Below are 20,564 nucleotides of genomic sequence, written 5' to 3'. Positions count from 1 at the left end.
GGCCTGTCCTTTTTTTCGGACAGACTTCATTTTCACCCACCTGCGCCCGCTCCGGGCAAAAAGGCCCATGGTCCGTGACTTTATCATGTCCAGAATGCACATCCCGTCCTATTTTTCAGACTGACCCCATTGCCCGGACCACATCCTCCTGATCGCCCTTACACGTAATCTGCTGTAATTATTGTTGATTTAAATTTTCACAAAGTTGGCACGGATGTTGAGTATACACCGTGTCATCAAATGAACGGGTCCGCTCGGCGGACGCCATAAATTCAGACGACCCACCAATAGGAGAAGAATCGAATGTCCAAGATGAAAACGATGGATGGCAACACCGCCGCCGCATGGGTGGCCTATGCCATGAGTGAAACCGCCGCCATCTACCCCATCACGCCCTCGTCCACCATGGGCGAGATCGCCGATGAATGGGCCGCTCAAGGCCGCAAGAATATTTTCGGGCAGACCGTCGAGGTCCGCCAGCTGCAGTCCGAAGCCGGCGCCGCGGGTGCCGTGCACGGCGGCCTGGCCGGCGGCGCGCTGACCACGACCTTCACGGCTTCCCAGGGCCTGCTGCTGATGATCCCGAACATGTACAAGATCGCGGGCGAACTGCTGCCCTGCGTCTTCCACGTGTCGGCCCGCGCCCTGGCGGCCCACGCCCTGTCCATTTTCGGCGACCACCAGGACGTCATGGCCTGCCGCCAGACCGGCTTCGCCATGCTGGCCGCCGCCTCCGTCCAGGAGGTCATGGACCTCTCCCTGGTGGCGCACCTGTCCACCATCGAGGCCAGCGTGCCCTTCGTCTCCTTCTTCGACGGCTTCCGGACCTCCCATGAGATCCAGAAGATCGAGACCATCGACTACGCCGACATGAAGCCCCTGCTGAACATGGACAAGGTCGCCGAGTTCCGCAAGCGCGCCATGAACCCGGAACACCCGGACGTTCGCGGCACCGCCCAGAACCCGGACATCTACTTCCAGGGCCGTGAGGCTTCCAACTCCCACTACGAGGTCATCCCGGCCATCGTCGAGGAGTACATGAACAAGGTCTCCGCCCTCACCGGCCGCGACTACAAGCCGTTCGACTACGTCGGCGCCGCCGACGCCGAGCGCGTGATCATCTCCATGGGCTCCTCCTGCGAGACCATCGAGGAAGTGGTCAACCGTCTGGTCGCCGAAGGCGAAAAGGTCGGCCTGATCAAGGTCCGCCTGTACCGTCCGTTCTCGGCCAAGCATTTCCTGGCCGTGCTGCCCGAAACCGCCAAGTACGTGTCCGTGCTCGACCGCACCAAAGAGCCGGGCGCCCTGGGCGACCCCCTGTACCAGGACATCAGCACCGTGTTCCTGGAAAAGGGCAGCGGCCCCGTCCTCACTGCCGGCCGTTACGGCCTGGGCTCCAAGGAGTTCACGCCCGCCATGGCCAAGGCCGTGTTCGACAACATGGCGGCGTCCGCCCCCAAGACCCACTTCACCGTGGGTATCGAGGACGACGTCACCAACGCCTCCCTTGTCACGACCGGGACCCTGGACACCACCCCTGAAGGCACCGTCCAGTGCAAGTTCTGGGGTCTCGGTTCCGACGGGACGGTCGGCGCCAACAAACAGGCCATCAAGATCATCGGCGACAACACCGACATGTACGCGCAGGGCTACTTCGCCTACGACTCCAAGAAGTCCGGCGGCATCACCATCTCCCACCTGCGCTTCGGCCATTCCCCCATCCAGTCCACCTACCTGGTCACCGCAGCCGACTACGTGGCCTGCCACAACCCGAGCTACGTGCACCTGTACGACGTGCTCGACGGCATCAAGGACGGCGGCACCTTCGTGCTGAACTGCGCCTGGACCGCCGAACAGATGGACAAGGAACTGCCCGCCGCCATGCGCCGCACCATCGCGCAGAAGAACCTCAAGTTCTACGCTGTGGACGCGGTCAAGATCGCCAGCGAAGTGGGCCTGGGCGGCCGCATCAACATGGTCATGCAGACCGCCTTCTTCAAGCTGGCCGACGTCATCCCGTTCGACCAGGCCGTCGCCCTGCTCAAGGGCGGCATCGAAGCCGCCTACGGCAAGAAGGGCCCGAAGATCGTCGAAATGAACTGCGCCGCCGTTGACAAGGCCTCCGACGCCATCGTCGAGATCCCGGTCCCGGCCGCCTGGGCGACCCTGGCCGACGACGCCAAGACCGACGCCGCCGAGCCCGATTACGTCAAGAACATCATGCGCCCGGTCCTGGCCCAGAAGGGCGACGACCTGCCGGTCTCCGTCTTCTCCGTGGACGGCACCGTACCGGTCGCCACCTCCAGGTACGAGAAGCGCGGCGTGGCCATCAAGGTCCCCGAGTGGATCATGGACAACTGCATCCAGTGCAACCAGTGCGCCTTCATCTGCCCGCACTCCGCCCTGCGCCCGGTGCTGGTGACCGAGGACGAGCTGAAGAACGCCCCGGCCGCCTTCGCCGTCCAGGACGCCAAGGGCAAGGAAGTCAAGGGCATGAAGTACCGCATGCAGGTCAACACCCTGGACTGCCTGGGCTGCGGCAACTGCGCCGACATCTGCCCGGCCAAGGAAAAGGCGCTGGTCATGAAGCCCATCGCCACCCAGACCGACGAGCAGGTGCCCAACTTCGACTTCTCCGAGACCGTGTCCTACAAGGACGCCTTCAAGCGTGATTCCGTCAAGGGCTCCCAGTTCAAGCAGTCCCTCATGGAATTCTCCGGCGCTTGCGCCGGTTGCGGCGAGACCCCGTACGTCAAGGTGCTGACCCAGCTGTTCGGCGAGCGCATGATCATCGCCAACGCCACGGGCTGCTCCTCCATCTGGGGCGCTTCCGCTCCTTCGACCCCCTACTGCACCAACCGCGACGGCTTCGGCCCGGCCTGGGGCAACTCCCTGTTCGAGGACGCGGCCGAGTTCGGCTTCGGCATCGAGATGGGCGTGAACAACCGCCGCAAGGCCCTGGTGGCCAAGTGCGAAGAGGCCCTGTGCGGCGCTCCCGCCGACGTCAAGGCCGCCCTTGAGGGCTGGCTGGCCGCCAAGGACGACGCCGAGGCTTCCGCCGAAGCGGGCGCGACCCTGAAGGCCGCGCTTTCCGGCGCCACCGACGAGAACCTGAAGGCCATCGCTGCCGACGCCGACCTGTTCACCAAGAAGTCCGTCTGGATCTTCGGCGGTGACGGCTGGGCCTACGACATCGGTTACGGCGGCGTGGACCACGTGCTGGCCTCCGGCAAGGACGTGAACATCCTGGTCATGGACACCGAGGTGTACTCCAACACCGGCGGACAGTCCTCCAAGGCCACCCCGCTCGGCTCCATCGCCAAGTTCGCCGCCGCGGGCAAGGGCACCGGCAAGAAGGACCTGGGCCGCATGGCCATGACCTACGGCTACGTGTACGTGGCCTCCGTGGCCATGGGCGCGGACAAGCAGCAGATGCTCAAGGCCTTCAAGGAGGCCGAGGCCTACAAGGGACCCTCGCTGGTCATCTGTTACGCCCCGTGCATCAACCAGGGCATCAAGAAGGGCATGGGCAAGACCCAGCTCGAGCAGAAGCTGGCCGTGGCCTCCGGCTACTGGCCCCTGTACCGCTTCAACCCCGAACTCGTCGAACAGGGCAAGAACCCGTTCACTCTGGAGTCCAAGGCTCCCGACGGAACCCTGCAGGAATTCCTGTCCGGCGAAAACCGCTACGCCATGCTGGAGCGCTTCCATCCGGAGCTGTCCAAGGCGTTCCGCGAGAAACTGGAGAAGGACTACGCCGATCGCTACGCCATCCTCACCCACCTGGCCGATGCCGACTACGGCAAAGGCGAGCTGGAGGAGCCTGCCGCCTGCGAAACCGGCGTGTCGGCCGAAGCCCCGGGTTCCGGTGAACCCTGCGACGACGGCAGATAATAGTTAGAGGCATGTGCGGGACGGGGTTGTTGCGGAGGCTTCTGCCTGACCCGTCCCGCACATCTGTAGAAACCGTGAGGGTCGCTCCTCACACCCATGGAGGTTTGTTTAATGTCTATTGAAGTGCTCGCGTTAATCGCGCTGCTGCCCATCCTGGTGGCGCTCGTACTCATGGTCGGCCTGCGCTGGCCCGCCACCAAAGCCATGCCCCTCGCCTGGCTGACCGCCGCAGTCGGCGCGATCCTTGCCTGGAGCCTGCCCGTCGCCTACGTCGCCGCCCTGACCCTTCAGGGCTTCGTCACGGCCATCGGCATCCTGATCATCGTCTTCGGCGCCATCCTGATTCTCCGCACGCTCCAGCATTCCGGCGGCATGGAGACCATTCAGCACGGCATGCAGAACATCACCCCCGACCGCCGCATCCAGGCGATCATCATCGGGTACATGTTCGCCGCCTTCATCGAAGGCGCCGCCGGTTTCGGCACCCCGGCCGCCCTGGCCGCCCCGCTGCTGCTCTCCCTGGGCTTCCCGCCCCTCGCTGCAGCCATCATCTGCCTGGTCTTCAACTCCTTCCCGGTCACCTTCGGCGCGGTCGGCACCCCGGTCGTCCTGGGCCTCAAGTTCCTGGCTCCCGGCGTGGACGCCGCAGTCAAGGCCGGCACCCCGGGCCTGAACTTCGCCAACATGGGCGACTTCAACATGGTCGTCGGCCAGTGGGCCACCCTCATGCACCTGAGCATGATCTTCATCCTGCCGATCTTCATGCTCGGCTTCATCACCCGCTACTTCGGCCCCGAGCGCAGCTGGAAGCCCGGCTTCGCGGCCTGGAAGTTCTGTATTTTCGCAGCCGTGGCCTTCTCCGTGCCCTACCTGATCTTCGCCTGGAACGTCGGTCCCGAGTTCCCGTCCCTGATCGGTGGTCTCGTCGGCCTGGGCATCATCATCATCGGCGCCAAGAAGGGCTTCTGCATGCCCAAGACCACCTGGGACTTCGGTGATTCCTCCAAGTGGGATCCCGAGTGGACCGGTTCCGTGTCCGCCGACGCCTCCGAGTTCAAGGCCCACATGAGCCAGTTCCGCGCTTGGCTGCCCTACATCCTGATCGGCCTGATCCTGGTCGTGACCCGCATCCCCGAGCTCGGTCTCAAGGCCATGCTGGCCAGCCAGGCTATCAAGTTCACCAGCATCCTGGGCTTCAAGTCCGTCAACGCCTCCATCGCCTATCTGTACCTGCCCGGCACCATCCCGTTCGTCCTGGTCGCCCTGCTGACCGTGCTCATCCACGGCATGCCCGCCGACAAGGTCAAGCTCTCCTGGCTCCAGGCCATCAAGACCATGAAGAACCCGACCATCGCCCTGTTCGCGGCGGTCGCCCTGGTGTCCATCTTCCGCGGTTCCGGCATCGCCGACACCGCCCTGAACCCGCACTCCTACCCGTCCATGCCCCTGGCCATGGCCAAGGCCGTGGCCGCCATCGCGGGCAACGCCTGGCCCATGGTGGCCTCCTTCGTGGGCGGTCTCGGCGCGTTCATCACCGGCTCCAACACCGTGTCCGACCTGCTGTTCGCCGAGTTCCAGTGGGGCGTCGCCTCGCAGCTTGAGCTGCCGCGCCAGATCATCGTGGCCGCGCAGGCGGTCGGCGGCGGCATGGGCAACATGATCTGCATCCACAACATCGTCGCCGCCTGCGCCGTTGTCGGCCTGTCCGGCATGGAGGGTGCGATCCTGAAGCGGACCGTTTGGCCCTTCCTGCTGTACGGCGTCGTTGTCGGCATCGTGGCCTCGCTGATGAGCTTCGTGTTCCTGCCCGGCCTGTTCTAACATTAGAAGACCAAAAGGGAGGCGGGCGAAACGCCCGTCTCCCCTTGAACCTGCTAAAAGAAGTGTCCACCTGCTTCACCCCTTTACGAAACAAGCCCCGGAGGACCCCCGGGGATCATCATTTTTCTTAGGAGTCGACCATGACCAAAGAAGCGATTATCAAAGAATTTGAAGCTATAGCCGGCGCTGAAAACGTTATGACCGGTGAAACCGACCGGCACGCCTATTCCTACGACGCCGCCGTCCTCGACTCTGTAATGCCCGCCCTGGTGGTCCGTCCCCGGACCAGCGAGGCCCTGGGCGCCGTGACCAAGCTGTGCAACGACAACGGCCTTCCCCTGACCGTGCGCGGCGCGGGCACCAACCTGTCCGGCGGCACCATTCCCCATCCCGGCGGCGTGGTGGTCCTGACCAACGGACTGAACCGCATCCTCGAAATCAACGAGGCCGACATGTACGCCGTGGTCGAACCCGGCGTGGTCACCGCCCAGTTTGCGGCCGAAGTGGCCAAGCGCGGCCTGTTCTACCCGCCCGATCCGGGCTCCCAGGCCGTTTCCACCCTGGGCGGCAACGTGGCCGAGAACGCGGGCGGCCTGCGCGGCCTGAAGTACGGCGTGACCAAGGACTATGTCATGGGCATGGAATTCTGGGACGTCAACGGCGAACTGATCAAGTCCGGGTCCCGGACCGTCAAGTGCGTCACCGGCTACAACCTGTCCGGCCTGATGGTCGCTTCCGAGGGCACGCTCGGTGTGTTCGACAAGATCATCCTGAAGCTCATTCCCCCGGCGAAGGCCGCCAAGTCCATGATGGCCGTGTTCCCGTCCATGAAGGCCGCTTCCGAGACCGTGGCCTCCATCATCGCCAACAAGATCGTCCCGGCCACCCTCGAGATGATGGACAACTTCACCATCCGCACGGTCGAGAACTTCCGCGGCGCAGGTCTGCCCGTGGACGCCGCCGCCCTGCTGCTCATCGAGGTGGACGGCCACCCCGGCCAGGTCGCCGACGAGGCCGCCGTTGTCGAACGCATCTGCAAGGAGAATGGCGCCACCGAGCTGCACGTGGCCAAGGACGCCGCCGAGCGCGACGCCGTCTGGCAGGCCCGCCGCGACGCCCTGCCCGCCCTGGCCAAACTCAAGCCCACCTGCGTGCTTGAGGACGCCACCGTGCCCCGCTCCAAGATCCCGGCCATGATCGAGGCCCTGGAAGAAATCGCCAAGAAGCTCGACCTGACCATCGGCACCTTCGGCCACGCGGGCGACGGCAACCTGCACCCCACCATCCTGACCGACAAGCGCAACAAGGAAGAGTGGGAGCGCGTGGAAAAGGGCATCGACATGATCTTCGACAAGGCCCTGTCCATGGGCGGCACCCTGTCCGGCGAACACGGCATCGGCCTGGCCAAGTCCAAGTACCTGGCCCAGGAGACCTCCAAGGGCACCCTGGCCTATGCCCGCCGCATGAAGTCCGTTCTCGATCCCAAAGGCATCCTCAACCCCGATAAGATCGTCGGCGCCGAATAGGTGATCACCATGGCCGATATTCATAAACTCGCACAAATGTTCAAGGAACTGGACGACCAGTTGGTCGGGTGCATGCGTTGCGGCATGTGCCAGGCGGTCTGTCCCATCTTCAAGCTGAGCGGCAAGGAAACCGACGTCACCCGGGGCAAGCTGGCCCTGCTCGACGGCCTGGCTTCCGAGATGCTCAAGGACCCGGCAGGCGTCAACGAGCAGCTCAACCGCTGTCTGCTCTGCGGCACCTGCCAGGCAAACTGTCCGTCCGGCGTGTCCGTAATGGACATCTTCCTCAAGGCCCGCGCGATCATGACCGGCTACTTCGGCCTGTCCCCGGCCAAGAAGGCCATCTTCCGCGGCCTGCTGAAGAACCCCAAGCTGTTCAACGCCCTGACCGAAATGGGCGCCAAGTTCCAGGGCATCTTCACCAAGAAGGTGGACGACATGCTGGGCTCCAGCTGCGCCCGGTTCAACGCGCCGATCATCGCCGACCGGCACTTCAACACCCTGGCCAGCAAACCGTTCCACAAGATCGTCCCGGAGATGGACACCCCGGCCGGCAAGTCCGGCCTGCGAGTGGCCTTCTACGTGGGCTGCGTCATCGACAAGATCTACCCCCAGGTGGGCGAGGCGATCCTCAAGGTCCTCAAGCACCACGGAGTGGGCGTGTACCTGCCCTCGGGCCAGGCCTGCTGCGGCATTCCCGTACTGTCCAGCGGCGACACCGCCACCTTCGACACCCTGGTGGGCATGAACGTGGACCGTCTCAAGGACGGCGAGTTCGACTACCTGGTCACCGGCTGCGCCTCCTGCACCTCGACCATCAAGGAACTGTGGCCCCACATGTACAAGGGCGATTCCTCCCGCACGTACGACATCGGCGTGCTGGCCCGGAAAACCATGGACATCAGCCAATTCCTGGTGGATGTATTGAAAGTGGAGCCCAAGGAGCTTGCAGGCGGGAAGAGTGTGACCTACCATGACCCCTGCCATTTGAAGAACTCCCTGGGCATCACGGCCCAGCCCCGGACCCTGATCAAGGCGGCCGGGTGCGACTTCAAGGAAATGACCGACGCGGGCACCTGCTGTGGCTGCGGCGGAAGCTTCAATATCGCCCACTACGAGCTGTCCAGGGAAATCGGCAGCCGCAAGGCGGACAACATCATGGCGTCCAAGGCCAAGGTGGCTGCCACCAGCTGCCCGGCCTGCATGATCCAGATCACGGACATGCTATCGCAGAAAGGAGCCGACATGAGCGTCAAGCATGTCATCGAGCTCTATGCCGACTCCTTATAACGGATAATCAACGGCAAAAAACAAGGAAAAGACCATGTCCAAGAACCTGTACGTGAGCGCCACCGAGGAACGCAGCGGCAAATCCGCCGTGGTCCTCGGAGTCATGCAAATGCTCACGAGGGAACTCCACAATGTCGCCATCTTCCGGCCCATCATCAATGATCCGGGAGAAGGGAAAAAGGACCACGACATCGCTCTGATGATCGATCACTTCAAGCTGTCCATTCCCTACGAAGACACTTACGCCTACACGCTGAAGCGGACCCGCGAGCTGATCAACTCCGGCCAGCATGCCCTTGTGCTCGAGAACATTCTCAACAAGTACAAGACGCTGGAGGAGCAGTACGACTTCGTGCTCTGCGAAGGCACCGATTTCAAGGGCAAGGACCCCGCCTTTGAATTCGATCTCAACGCGGACATCGCCGCCAACATCGGCGCGCCCATGCTGGTGGTGACGTCCGGCCGCGAGAAGGCCCCGGAGGAAGTGGTCAACATCTCCCAGACCACCTTGGACACATTGGCTGAAAAGGGCGTGGACTCCCTGGCCTGCATCGTCAACCGCGCGCCCGAGGGCATGACCGACGAACTGGTCGGCCACATCGAGCGCAAGGGCGGCCGGGAGCCCATGCCCGTTTACGTCATCCCCGAGGACGAGGCCCTGGGCAAGCCCAGCATCAACGACGTGCGCCGCTGGCTCGACGCCGACGTCCTCTACGGGCATTCCGGGCTGCAGGCCCTGGTCGACAACTACGTGGTCGCGGCCATGCAGATCGGCAACTTCCTGCAGTACATCCGGCCCGGCAGCCTGATCATCACCCCGGGCGACCGCTCGGACATCATCCTGTCCAGCCTGGCCTCCCGGCTGTCCAGCTCCTACCCGGACATCGCGGGCATCGTCCTGACCGGCGGCCTGGACGTCTCGGTCAACGTGCACAAGCTCATCGAGGGCTGGACCGGCGTGCCGGTTCCGGTGCTGTCCTGCAAGGGTCACACCTACCAGACCGTGCAGGAGCTCAACTCCCTGTACGGCCGCATCGAGGCCGACGACTACCAGCGCATCGCCACCGCGCTCGGCGGATTTGCCCAGCACGTGGACGTCAACGAACTGCGCGACCGCGTGGTCGAGAAGCGCTCCACCAAGGTCACGCCCAAGATGTTCGAATACTCCCTGATGGACAAGGCGTCGCGCAATCCACAGCGCATCGTCCTGCCCGAGGGCGTGGAGGAGCGCATCCTGCGCGCCGCCGACATCATCCTGCGCCGCGGCGCTGCCGAGATCATCCTGCTGGGCAACGAGCAGGCCATCCGGGACAACGCCTCCAAGTTCGGCGTGGACATCTCCGCCGCGCAGATCATCGACCCGTCCAACTCGGACCTGCTCGACCCGTTCGCCGAGGAATACCTGGAGCTGCGCAAGCACAAGGGCCTCATCGCCGAACAGGCCTGGGACCGCATGGCCGATCCCACCTACTTCGGCACCATGATGGTCCACAAGGGCTTTGCCGACGGCATGGTCTCCGGCTCCATCAACACCACGGCGCACACCATCCGGCCGGCGTTTGAGTTCGTCAAGACCAAGCCGGGCTGCTCCATCGTGTCGAGCGTCTTCCTGATGTGCCTCAAGGACCGCGTGCTGGTCTACGGCGACTGCGCCGTGAACCCCAACCCCAACGCGAGGCAGCTGGCCGAAATCGCCCTGGGCTCCGCCGAGACCGCCAAGATCTTCGGCGTGGAGCCGCGCGTAGCCATGCTCAGCTACTCCACCGGCTCGTCCGGCAAGGGCGAGGACGTGGAAAAGGTCATCGAGGCCACCAAGATCGCCCGCGAGCTTCTCGTGGAGCGCGGCCTGGACATCCCCCTGGAGGGGCCGATCCAGTACGACGCGGCCATCGACCCGGACGTGGCGCTGGTGAAAATGCCGAACTCGGACGTGGCCGGAAAGGCCACCGTGTTCATCTTCCCGGACCTGAACACCGGCAACAACACTTACAAGGCAGTGCAGCGGGCCGCCAACGTCGTGGCCATCGGCCCGGTTCTCCAGGGCCTGAACAAGCCGGTCAACGACCTGTCCCGCGGCTGCACCGTTCCCGATATCGTCAACACAGTAGCCATCACGGCCATCCAGGCCCAGGCTGAAAAAGGTGAATAGATGAAAGTTCTCGTGATCAATTCAGGCAGCTCCTCCATCAAGTACCAGCTCATCGACATGAGCGATGAATCCGTCATGGTCTCCGGCCTGGTGGAGCGCATCGGCGAGGAAGTGGGCAGCCTGACCAGCAAGACCTTCCCCGGCACGGACAGGGAAGTCAAAACCGAAATCGAACGGCCCATCCCCACGCACGGGGTGGGCCTCGAAATGTCCATCGACCTGATCTGCAAGGGCGAAAACGCTGTCTGCGCCATGGACGAGATCGACGTGGTCGGCCACCGCGTGGTCGCCGGCGGCGAGAAGTTCAACGTGCCGGTGGTCATCACCGACGACATGTGGCCCGACCTGACCGAGACCGAACGGCTGGCGCCCCTGCACAACCCCGCCAACCTGGGCGGGGCCAAGGACGCGATCAAGCTGTTCCCCGGCGTGCCCCAGGTGCTGGTCTTCGACACGGCCTTTCATCAGACCATTCCGCCCCACGCCTTCATGTACGCCCTGCCGTACGAGTACTACGAGGAGGACCACATCCGCCGCTACGGCGCGCACGGCACCTCCCACAAGTACGTGGCCAACGAATGCGCCCGCCTCATGGGCAAGCCGCTTGAGGAAATGAACATCATCACCATCCACATGGGCAACGGCGCGTCCATGTCGGCCGTCAAAAACGGCCTGTGCGCCGACACCTCCATGGGATTGACCCCGCTCGAGGGGCTGGTCATGGGCACCCGGTCCGGCGACGTGGACCCCGCAGTCCACAACTACCTGGCCGTGAACCGAGGCCTCGACATCGCCGCCATCGACAACATCCTGCACAAGGAATCCGGCCTCAAGGGATTGTGCGGCATGAACGACATGCGCGACATCCACGCGGCCGTGGAAAAGGGCGACGAGCGCGCCAAGCTGGCCCTGGACGTCCAGACCTACCGGACCCGCAAGTACATCGGCTCCTACATGGCCGTGCTGGGCCGGGTGGACGCGGTCGTCTTCACCGCCGGCATCGGCGAGAACGACGACATCGTCCGCGCCAAGACCATCGAAGGGCTGGAGCCCTTCGGCATGAAGATCGACCCCGAAGTCAACGGGACCCGGTCCAAGGAAGCCCGCAAGATCAGCACCGCTGACAGCGCCGTGGCCATTTGGGTCATCCCGACCAACGAGGAACTGGCCATTGCCCGCGAGGCCATGGCGCTCGTCAAATAACCCGACCCGTTGCGGCGGCCCGGCAGGGCCTGGGGTCAAACATACATGGAGGTAGGTATCATGCCTTCCAAGGAAGACCTGTACCAGTTATTCGAGGAAAAGGCGGGACTCGTTTCCGCCAAGGTGACGAGCATCGCCAATGAGGACGAAGCGCTCAAATATGTCATCAATCTGTGTGGCGAAAAGGAGGCCTGCCAGCTCCTGATCAGCGGCTGCGGCACCGCCCTGTCCGACAAGGCCGAGGAACTCTGCGAGACCAAGCAGAAGAAGGTCATTGCCGCGCCGGGCCTGGACCCCGAGCTGTACAAGAAGCTGGCGGCCCAGGCCAAGAAGGCCGGGTTCGAGTGCATCGACAAGGGCATGCGCGACCACCTGGCCGGCGTGGACATCGGCTTCACCTTCGCCGAGTACGGCATCGCCGACACCGGCACGCTGATGCTCGACTGTCCCAGCGAGGAGCTGCGTCTGGCCACCATGGTCAGCGAGTTCCACGTCTGCGTGCTGCCCAAGTCCAAGATCAAGGCCAACACGTACGCCGTGGAAAAGATGATGCTGACGAGGATGAAGAAGACCCCGGACTACCTGGCCTTCATCACCGGCGCCAGCCGGACCGCAGACATCGAGCGCGTGCTCGCGCTCGGCGTTCACGGCCCCCTTGAATTGCACATCCTGCTCCTGGAGGACTAGCCATGCAGAAAGCTCACAACCTCAAAGAATACCGCGAAGAACTGCACGAGACGCTGGACAACGAGTTCCTGCGCACCACGCTCGACAACTTCGCCATCGCCTATCGCGCGGGCCGCGCCAACGCCTTCAAGGGCATGGACGTCCGCGAACTGATCCAGGAAATAGCCGACTCCAAGGACGCCGCGGCCCAGAACGCCGACGCCCTGTACAAGGAGTTCAAGGCCAATGCCGAGGCGGCGGGCGTGCACGTGCACTTCGCCAAGGACGGCGACGAGGCCAACCGGATCATCACCAAGATCGCCCTGGACGCCAAGTGCAAGAAGATCGTCAAATCCAAGTCCATGACCGCCGAGGAGACGCTCCTCAACCACGACCTGGAGGACGCAGGCCTCGAAGTGACCGAGACCGACCTGGGCGAATGGATCATCCAGCTCAGGCATGAGGGCCCGTCCCACATGGTCATGCCGGCCATTCACCTGTCTCGCTTCCAGGTGGGCGACTTGTTCACCGAGGTGACCGGCAAGAAACAGGACGCCGATATCGAGAAACTGGTCAAGGTGGCCCGCCGCGAGCTGCGCCAGAAGTACGTCGAGGCCGACATGGGCATCTCCGGCGCCAACTTCGCCATCGCCGAGACCGGCGGCATCGGCATCGTCACCAACGAGGGCAACGCCCGCCTGGTGACCACCCTGCCCCGCGTCCACGTGGCCCTGATGGGCATCGACAAGCTGCTGCCCAACCTGCGGGACGCCCTGCGCATCCTCAAGGTCCTGCCGCGCAACGCCACCGGCCAGCAGCTGACCTCCTACGTGACCTGGATCACCGGCAACAACGAGTGCCTGGCGGCCGAGGACGGCAGGAAGGAAATCCACTATGTGGTCCTGGACAACGGCCGAAGCGAGCTGATCAAGGATCCGCTCTTCTCGCAGGTCAACCGCTGCGTGCGCTGCGGCGCCTGCGCCAACGTCTGTCCGGTCTACCGCCTGGTGGGCGGCCACAAGATGGGCCACATCTACATCGGCGCCATCGGCCTGATCCTGACCTACTTCTTCCACGGCAAGGACAAGGCCAAGAACCTGGTCCAGAACTGCATCAACTGCGAGGCGTGCAAGGACGTCTGCGCGGGCGGCATCGACCTGCCGCGCCTGATCAAGGAGATCCATGCTCGCATCCAGGACGAGGACGGCCACCCGCTGCCCAGCTTCCTGCTCGGCAAGGTCCTGCGCAACCGCAAGCTGTTCCACACCCTGCTGCGCACCGCCAAGTGGGGCCAGAAGCCCGTGGCCGAGAAGGACGGATTCATCCGCCACCTGCCCATGATCTTCTCCAAGGAGCACAGCTTCCGCGCCCTGCCGACCATCGCCGAGACCCCGTTCCGCGACTGGTGGCAGGAGAACCGGCCCACGGTGGAGAATCCCAAGTACCGCGTGGCCCTGTTCTCGGGCTGCGTCCAGGACTTCGTCTACCCCGAGCAGATGCAGGCGGCCGTGGACGTGTTCGCGGCCAACGGCGTGGCCATGGAGTTCCCGGAGAAGCAGTCCTGCTGCGGCCTGCCCGTGCAGATGATGGGCGAAACCAAGGCTTCCCGCGACGTGGCCGCGCAGAACCTGCGCGCGTTCGAGCCGGACGCCTACGACTACATCGTCACCCTGTGCGCCTCCTGCGCCGCGCACCTCAAGCACAACTATCCGAAGCTGGTCATGGACAAGCCGTCGCTGAAGCTCCGCGCCGACGCGTTTTCGGCCAAGATCATCGACTACTCCTCCTTCGTCAACGATGTGCTCAAGGTCGAGGCAAAGGACTTTGCGCAGACCGGCGAAAAGGCTACCTATCACGCGCCCTGCCACCTGTGCCGGGGCCTGGACGTGCACGAAGCGCCGCGCCAGCTCATCGAAAAGAGCGGCCTGGAGTACGTGGAGTGCGCCGAGGAAGAGGTCTGCTGCGGTTTCGGCGGCACCTTCTCCATGAAATTCCCGGAACTCTCGGCCGAGCTACTCAAGAAGAAGCTCGACAACGTCGAGGCCACCGGGGCGGATACCCTGCTGACCGACTGCCCCGGCTGCATCATGCAGCTTCGCGGCGGCCTCAAGCGCCGGGGTTCCAAGGTTCAGGTGAAGCACGTGGCCGAGGTCATGTCCAAGAACAAGAAATAACCGGCTTTGCCATAACATTTGAGGCTCTCAGAAGGTAAGGACCGCAATCCGCAGAAGCACCCACACCCTGCTTCCTCCTGAACGAACCGGCCTCAAACGGGTTCCCCGCCTATCCCACACGGGCGGGGAACCCTCTCTTTTAAATCCCGCCCATAGAGAACAAGCCATGTTCAACAAAACGCCCTTTTGCTTCAAACTGTCCGTCGGACTCTACGGGGCCACCCTGCTCCTCGCGGCCGTGGTTTCCGCCGTCTGCTTCTTCATCTTCGGCACCTCGTCCATCAGCATGCCCGTGGTCGGAGCCATGATCGCGGCCTTCACCCTGCTGGGCGTGGTCATCATGTGGGTCCTGCACGGGGCCCTGGTCCGCCCGGCCGCCGTGCTCTCGGAGTTCACCGGCCACATGCTCGACGAGGAATACGGCCTGGCCGACTCCGACACCCTGGCCGCCGCCGTGCCGGGCCTCGGCGCACAGGTGGGCGAGCTGGCCTCGCGCTACAAGGAGCGCCTCGGGTTCGCCCGTTCCATCCTGCACGGCCTGCCCATCCCCTGCGCCATCGTGGACACGGACCAGCGGCTGACCTTCCTGAACCGCGAATGCCTGGACATGCTCGGCTCCCGCGAGGCGCCCGAGACTTACTACGGCCGGATGATCTCCCAGATATTCTACAAGGACGACCGGCGGTCCAAGATCGCGGACTGCATGGTCCACGACACCCGCGACATGAACGTCGAAGCGGTCTTCAAGCACGCCGACGGCAGCGACATCAACGTGCTCATCAGCCTCTTTCCCCTGCACGACGTGGAGAACCGGGTCATCGGCGGCTGCTGCCTGTACATGAACACCACCGAGCTCAAGCGCAACGAGCGGAAGATCCTCAGCCAGAACGAACGCATCTCCACCGCAGCCAGCGAGGCCACGGCCATCTCCGAACAGCTGGGCGATTCGTCCCGGACGCTGGAGGGGTTGGTCACCCAGGCCCGCCGGGGTTCAAGGAACCAGACGGACCGGACCGCCGAGACCGCCGCCGCCATGGAGGAGATGAACGCCGCCGTGCTCGAGGTCGCCCGCTTCGCCCAGGAGGCGGCCCGCGACGCCAGCGAAGCCAACGACCAGGCCCGCGAGGGCGAGGCCGTGGTCGGCCAGGTCATCGGGGCCATCGACGAGGTCTCGCGGCACGCCTCGGGACTCAAGCAGTCCATGGAGCAGCTGGACCACCGGGCCGAGGAGATCGGCGTGGTCCTCGGCGTCATCGAGGACATCGCGGACCAGACCAACCTCCTGGCCCTGAACGCGGCCATCGAGGCCGCCCGTGCCGGGGAGGCCGGACGGGGCTTCGCCGTGGTCGCGGACGAGGTCCGCAAGCTGGCCGAGAAGACCATGAACGCCACCAGCGAGGTGCACGCGGCGGTCAAAGGCATCCAGGAAGTGGCCCGGGAGAACGTGCGCGCCACCCAGACCGCCGTGGATTCCGTGAACCGGAGCACCGAACTGGCGGGCCGCTCGGGCGAGGCCCTGGCCTCCATCCTGTCCACCACGCGCGGCACGGCCGACCAGGTCCACTCCATCGCCGCCGCTGCCGAGCAGCAGTCCTCGGCCAGCGAACAGATCAGCGCGGCCACCTCGGAGGTGACCCGGGTCTGCGAGGAGACCGACGAGCTCATGGTCGAGGCGTCCAAGGCCATCGACCACCTGGCCGAACTGGCCCGGCAGCTGACCGGCGTGGTCGGCGGAATGAAATAACCCGGCCCGGCTCCGGGCGAAAGAAAAGCCCCCTTGGCTACGGCCAAGGGGGCTTTTCTTTCAAAAAAACAGCCTCGCAGCTATTTTACGGCGTCTTTCAGGACCTTGCCGGGCTTGAACTGAGCGACCTTGCAGGCCGGGATGTTCAGGGCGGTGCCGGTGCGGGGATTGCGACCGGTACGGGCCTTGCGCTCGCTCACGCTGAAAGTGCCGAAGCCGGTCAGGGTCAGTTTGTTGCCGGCGGCCAATTCTTCCTGGATGGTGTCCAGGATGGCGTTCATGGAAGCCTCGGCCTGGGCTTTGGAAGTGCCGATCTTTTCAGCGATCTTCGCTACGAGTTCAGCTTTGGTCATAAAAAAACTCCTATAGTGGTTTATTGATGCTATTTACATATGACACGCAAATACGTCTTTCGTGTCATACACTCTCGCCAAGGTTATGGGAAGCCAAAAAACCGCTGCCCACGGAAAGTTCATACACAAAACCGGGAAGCTATGCCACCACTTCGCACGAATTTCAACTGATAATATAACAGGTCGGGAATGAGTCCTTCAGGGCCTCCATGACACGCTCCGCCCGGTCCCTGGATTTGAAGCTCCCGGCCTGGACGATGTGCAGGATCTGGCCGCCGTGGTCGACCACGGAGATGTTCGCCCCGCTGTAGCCCTGGGCCAGCAATTGCCTGTGCACGCGCAACGCATTGTCGCGCACGGCAAAGGCTCCGACGCGCACACTGTAGAGCTTGCCGGGCGTATCCGCAAGCCTCGTGGGCACTATGGTCGCGTCCAGGGAGGTGACCCGGACCCTGGCCACGCCGGTCTGCACGGTGCCGAGTTTCCTGGCCGCCCCGTAGGACAAGTCGAGGATGCGCTCGTTCACGAACGGGCCCCGGTCGTTGATGGTCAGGATCACGGTGCGGTTGTTCTCCAGATTGGTCACACGGACCCGGCTCCCCAGGGGCAGGGTCTTGTGGGCGGCGGACACGCCGTACATGTCGTAGGTCTGGCCGTTGGCCGTCTTCTTGCCGTGGAAGTCCGCGCCGTACCAGGAGGCCAGGCCGATCTCGTCGTAGCCGTCGGCGGACTGCAACGGGTAGTAAGTCCTGCCCAGGACCGTGTACGGCCTGGTCTTGGCGTCGAGCCGACCATTCTTGGAGGGCGGCGCCGAATAGACGTGCTGCGGATAGGGATTGACCGTACCGCATCCCGCCAGGGCCAGCAGGGCCGCCAGGATGAAAAGGGCTGTGAGATGACGCATGCTTCCTCCGTCTGCCCGAGGCAGGGAACGGGAGATTGTCTCGATTTTCTCTAAAAACCGTAGAGGAAGTGGGCGCAAAAAGCAACGGCCCGCCGCGCATCGTCATGCGTGGCGGGCCTTGATGGCGATCGGGCCGATCAGGGCCGGTGCACGTAACGGGGTTTGACCATGTTCTCGGGCTTGAGGATGTCGTCCAGTTCCTCGCGGCTGAGGTAGCCCTTCTCCAGAACGATCTCGTACACCGAACCACCAGTTTTCATTGCCTCCTTGGCGATCTCGGCGGCCTTCTCGTAGCCGATGTACGGGTTCAGCGCCGTGACCAGGCCGATGGAGTGCTCGACCATCTCGCGGCAGCGCTCGCGGTTGGCGGTGATGCCCAGGATGCATTTGTCGGCCAGGGTCAGGCAGGCGCGGCGGAGCATGTTCATGGACTGGAACAGGGAGTAGCCGATGACCGGCTCCATGACGTTGAGCTCCAGTTGCCCGGCCTCGCAGGCCATGGTCACGGTCATGTCGTGGCCGACCACCGTGAAGGCCACCTGGTTGACCACCTCGGGGATAACCGGGTTGACCTTGCCCGGCATGATCGAGGAGCCGGGCTGCATGGGCGGCAGGTTGATCTCGTTCATGCCGCAGCGCGGGCCGCTGGAGAGCAGGCGCAGGTCGTTGCAGATCTTGGACAGCTTCACGGCGGCGCGCTTGAGCACGCCGGACAGCTGGACATAGGCCCCCGTGTCCTGGGTGGCCTCCACCAGGTCCGGGGAGGAGACGAGTTGCAGAGTGGTCAGTTGGACGAGCTTTTCCGTGACCGTGCGGGCGTAGTCCGGGTGGGAGTTGAGCCCGGTGCCGATGGCCGTGGCCCCCATGTTGATCTCGTGGACCAGGGCCTGGGCCTCGTCCATCCGCTGGATGTCCTCGCCGACGGTCACGGCCCAGGCGGTGAACTCCTGGCCCAGGGTCATGGGCACGGCGTCCTGCAGCTGGGTGCGGCCCATCTTGATGACGTCGGCGAACTCCTCGCCCTTGCTCTTGAACGCCTTGCGCAGGTAGTCCATGGCGTCGACGAGCTCGCGGATGTCCATGATCAGAGCGATATTCAGGGCCGAAGGATACACGTCGTTGGTGGACTGGGACATGTTCACGTGGTTCAGGGGGTGGAGGTGCTCGTACTCTCCCCTGGCGTGGCCCAAAAGCTCCAGGGCGCGGTTGCAGATGACCTCATTGGCGTTCATGTTCGCCGAGGTGCCCGCCCCGCCCTGGATCACGTCGACCACGAACTGATCGTGCAGCCTGCCGTCCAGGATGTCCTCGCAGGCCCGGCAGATGGCCCGGCACTTGTCCTCGTCCAGCAGCCCCAGTGAGGCGTTAGCCTCGGCCGCGGCCATCTTGACGTAGGCCAGGGCGTTGATCATCCGGGGGTAGTGGGACAGGGGGATGCCCGAGATATGGAAATTGTCCAGGGCGCGATGGGTCTGGACGCCGTAGTAGGCGTCTTTGGGCACGGCCACTTCGCCGAGGCTGTCGTGTTCAATCCGCATTTTGGTCATGAATTTCCTCCCTTACTGAAAACAGTGCGCTGACCAGTATTCCACGTCCGGACTGATTGGCAACATGCCGACCTCCGGCTCGTCCGATCCGACCCGATCGTCCCCGCTTTCCCGCATCATGCCAGCCTCTCTCCAGGTCGGCGCGGCGTTGCTTTGCGGCGCTATTTCCGACCACTATTCTGGGATATTATTACCATTGCAATATACCCTCAAACATGTAAAGCAGCGGCATGTTTTCGCCCGCCGCCATCCTGAGGGGGTTCCGCCGTCCGCTCCCGGCCATCGCCCTCGCCGCAGTCTGCCTGACAACGCTCCCGGGGCTCGCCGAAAGCGGCAAACCGGTATGCGTGACCGCCAACCAGCCCATCATCGATTCCTACCGGGAGATCCTGTCCCGCTTCGGCGGCGATCCCCTCAAGGTCACCCCGGACCTTCCGCCCGGACGGTACGACCGGACCGCTGTCGAAATGGTCATCGTCGTCAGGGCCCTGCGCCTGGGCGGCATGGACCGGCCCATTGCGTTCGTCAAGGCGAGCAACGCCCGGCGCGCCGTGGAGGAAGTGATCTGCGGCGAGGCGGTTCTGACCGGCCAGCAGCTCGACCCCTCCGTCCTCAACGACAGGCAGGACATCGGCGACCTGTACCTCAGCGATCCCGTAACCCCTGTGGGGGAATTTCACAAGCTATTCTACTGCCTTCCCGAGAACAAAAACGTGCTGGCCGCGCGTAGCGCGGAGGACCTGAACCGGGCCGGACGGGGCATAATCGGCACGGTATGGGACAACGACCGGTGCGTCCTCAGAGACATGGGCATCACCAATCTGGCCCAGGCACCCACCTTCCCGTGCCTGATCAAGATGATCCTGGCGGGCCGGGCGGACTGGATTCCCATGGAGGCCAGCAACCAGCCGGGCATGGAGAGAGTCATGGAGGGAAGACGGTTCGTGCCCGTGCCGGGCATCCGGTTTTCGCTCATCGAGAGCCGCCACTTCATGGTCTCCCGCGTCCATCCCGACGGACAGGCGGTCTTCAACGCCCTGCAGGCCGGGCTCAGGGAGCTCCGCCGCCAGGGATTCATACGCGCCATGCTCGACGCCACGGGCTTTCACGAGAGCGACCGCCTGGGCTGGAAAACCCTGAACCAGGACGCCGTGGACCGGCACCGGGCCCTGCCCTCTCCCGCGCAATAACCCGGCGCGGCGCGGGCCGAAAGCCCGCTCTTTTCCCGGCCGACGCCAAATCTCCTCTTGCCAGCCGACCCGCTTTCGGTTAACCGCTTCCCTGCGCACTTGC

At 64.0% G+C, this 20,564-nt stretch carries 13 protein-coding genes; 10 read left to right on the top strand and 3 right to left on the bottom strand.

All coding sequences use genetic code 11. The features are described 5' to 3' along the window. Positions 1-303 precede the first annotated feature (303 nt). The 9 genes from nifJ to AB6M95_RS11115 all read left to right on the top strand — a co-directional run bounded on the left by nifJ (position 304) and on the right by AB6M95_RS11115 (position 16,467). Positions 304-3,894 (top strand): pyruvate:ferredoxin (flavodoxin) oxidoreductase, encoded by a 3,591-nt coding sequence (gene nifJ / locus AB6M95_RS11155; protein WP_371386829.1) that lies wholly within the window; start codon positions 304-306, stop codon positions 3,892-3,894. Between the two features lie 111 nt (positions 3,895-4,005). Further along, positions 4,006-5,715: an L-lactate permease gene (locus AB6M95_RS11150; protein WP_371386828.1), complete on the top strand. Its 1,710-nt coding sequence runs from the start codon at positions 4,006-4,008 to the stop codon at positions 5,713-5,715. Positions 5,716-5,855: 140 nt separating this feature from the next. Beyond that, a complete protein-coding gene (locus AB6M95_RS11145; protein WP_371386827.1) occupies positions 5,856-7,241 on the top strand; it encodes an FAD-binding oxidoreductase in 1,386 nt (461 codons plus the stop codon). 9 nt (positions 7,242-7,250) lie between these two features. Further along, complete coding sequence (locus AB6M95_RS11140) at positions 7,251-8,531, top strand: (Fe-S)-binding protein (RefSeq protein ID WP_371386826.1); 1,281 nt, start codon at positions 7,251-7,253, stop codon at positions 8,529-8,531. A gap of 34 nt (positions 8,532-8,565) precedes the next feature. Further along, positions 8,566-10,680: a phosphate acetyltransferase gene (gene pta, locus AB6M95_RS11135; RefSeq protein ID WP_371386825.1), complete on the top strand. Its 2,115-nt coding sequence runs from the start codon at positions 8,566-8,568 to the stop codon at positions 10,678-10,680. Next, positions 10,681-11,883 (top strand): acetate/propionate family kinase, encoded by a 1,203-nt coding sequence (locus AB6M95_RS11130; RefSeq protein ID WP_371386824.1) that lies wholly within the window; start codon positions 10,681-10,683, stop codon positions 11,881-11,883. 60 nt (positions 11,884-11,943) lie between these two features. Continuing rightward, positions 11,944-12,570 carry a LutC/YkgG family protein gene (locus tag AB6M95_RS11125; protein ID WP_371386823.1) on the top strand — a complete coding sequence of 209 codons (627 nt, stop codon included), beginning with the start codon at positions 11,944-11,946 and terminating at the stop codon, positions 12,568-12,570. Between the two features lie 2 nt (positions 12,571-12,572). Then, positions 12,573-14,723 (top strand): L-lactate dehydrogenase (quinone) large subunit LdhH, encoded by a 2,151-nt coding sequence (gene ldhH, locus AB6M95_RS11120; RefSeq protein ID WP_371386822.1) that lies wholly within the window; start codon positions 12,573-12,575, stop codon positions 14,721-14,723. Positions 14,724-14,889: 166 nt separating this feature from the next. Further along, positions 14,890-16,467, top strand: a complete 1,578-nt coding sequence (locus tag AB6M95_RS11115; protein WP_371386821.1) for a methyl-accepting chemotaxis protein — start codon at positions 14,890-14,892, stop codon at positions 16,465-16,467. A gap of 80 nt (positions 16,468-16,547) precedes the next feature. On the opposite strand, the gene AB6M95_RS11110 is transcribed toward AB6M95_RS11115, so the two are convergent. The 3 genes from AB6M95_RS11110 to aspA all read right to left on the bottom strand — a co-directional run bounded on the left by AB6M95_RS11110 (position 16,548) and on the right by aspA (position 19,271). Then, the gene (locus AB6M95_RS11110; RefSeq protein WP_071544172.1) at positions 16,548-16,820 is read right to left on the bottom strand and encodes an HU family DNA-binding protein; all 273 of its coding nucleotides are present in this window, start codon (positions 16,818-16,820) and stop codon (positions 16,548-16,550) included. 163 nt (positions 16,821-16,983) lie between these two features. After that, positions 16,984-17,724, bottom strand: coding sequence for a septal ring lytic transglycosylase RlpA family protein (locus tag AB6M95_RS11105; protein ID WP_371386820.1), 741 nt, complete (start codon positions 17,722-17,724; stop codon positions 16,984-16,986). A gap of 137 nt (positions 17,725-17,861) precedes the next feature. Further along, positions 17,862-19,271 (bottom strand): aspartate ammonia-lyase, encoded by a 1,410-nt coding sequence (gene aspA / locus AB6M95_RS11100; RefSeq protein ID WP_371386819.1) that lies wholly within the window; start codon positions 19,269-19,271, stop codon positions 17,862-17,864. A gap of 230 nt (positions 19,272-19,501) precedes the next feature. On the opposite strand from aspA, the gene AB6M95_RS11095 reads away from it, so the two are divergent. Beyond that, the gene (locus AB6M95_RS11095) at positions 19,502-20,461 is read left to right on the top strand and encodes a hypothetical protein (protein ID WP_371386818.1); all 960 of its coding nucleotides are present in this window, start codon (positions 19,502-19,504) and stop codon (positions 20,459-20,461) included. The last annotated feature ends 103 nt before the right edge of the window (positions 20,462-20,564 follow it).

The sequence above is a fragment of the Pseudodesulfovibrio karagichevae genome, assembly GCF_041414475.1.
Lineage (GTDB): Bacteria > Desulfobacterota > Desulfovibrionia > Desulfovibrionales > Desulfovibrionaceae > Pseudodesulfovibrio > Pseudodesulfovibrio karagichevae.
Note: the sequence above shows the minus strand (reverse complement) of the source record. Positions and strands in the feature narration are given on the sequence as shown.

Bases quoted from the DNA above. Each gene is read 5' to 3' on its own strand.
- AB6M95_RS11140 (WP_371386826.1), top strand. From the start codon at position 7,251: ATGGCCGATATTCATAAACTCGCACAAATGTTCAAGGAACTGGACGAC.
- aspA (WP_371386819.1), bottom strand. From the start codon at position 19,271: ATGACCAAAATGCGGATTGAACACGACAGCCTCGGCGAAGTGGCCGTG.
- ldhH (WP_371386822.1), top strand. From the start codon at position 12,573: ATGCAGAAAGCTCACAACCTCAAAGAATACCGCGAAGAACTGCACGAG.
- AB6M95_RS11145 (WP_371386827.1), top strand. From the start codon at position 5,856: ATGACCAAAGAAGCGATTATCAAAGAATTTGAAGCTATAGCCGGCGCT.
- AB6M95_RS11105 (WP_371386820.1), bottom strand. From the start codon at position 17,724: ATGCGTCATCTCACAGCCCTTTTCATCCTGGCGGCCCTGCTGGCCCTG.
- AB6M95_RS11130 (WP_371386824.1), top strand. From the start codon at position 10,681: ATGAAAGTTCTCGTGATCAATTCAGGCAGCTCCTCCATCAAGTACCAG.
- AB6M95_RS11125 (WP_371386823.1), top strand. From the start codon at position 11,944: ATGCCTTCCAAGGAAGACCTGTACCAGTTATTCGAGGAAAAGGCGGGA.
- AB6M95_RS11110 (WP_071544172.1), bottom strand. From the start codon at position 16,820: ATGACCAAAGCTGAACTCGTAGCGAAGATCGCTGAAAAGATCGGCACT.
- nifJ (WP_371386829.1), top strand. From the start codon at position 304: ATGTCCAAGATGAAAACGATGGATGGCAACACCGCCGCCGCATGGGTG.
- pta (WP_371386825.1), top strand. From the start codon at position 8,566: ATGTCCAAGAACCTGTACGTGAGCGCCACCGAGGAACGCAGCGGCAAA.
- AB6M95_RS11115 (WP_371386821.1), top strand. From the start codon at position 14,890: ATGTTCAACAAAACGCCCTTTTGCTTCAAACTGTCCGTCGGACTCTAC.
- AB6M95_RS11095 (WP_371386818.1), top strand. From the start codon at position 19,502: ATGTTTTCGCCCGCCGCCATCCTGAGGGGGTTCCGCCGTCCGCTCCCG.
- AB6M95_RS11150 (WP_371386828.1), top strand. From the start codon at position 4,006: ATGTCTATTGAAGTGCTCGCGTTAATCGCGCTGCTGCCCATCCTGGTG.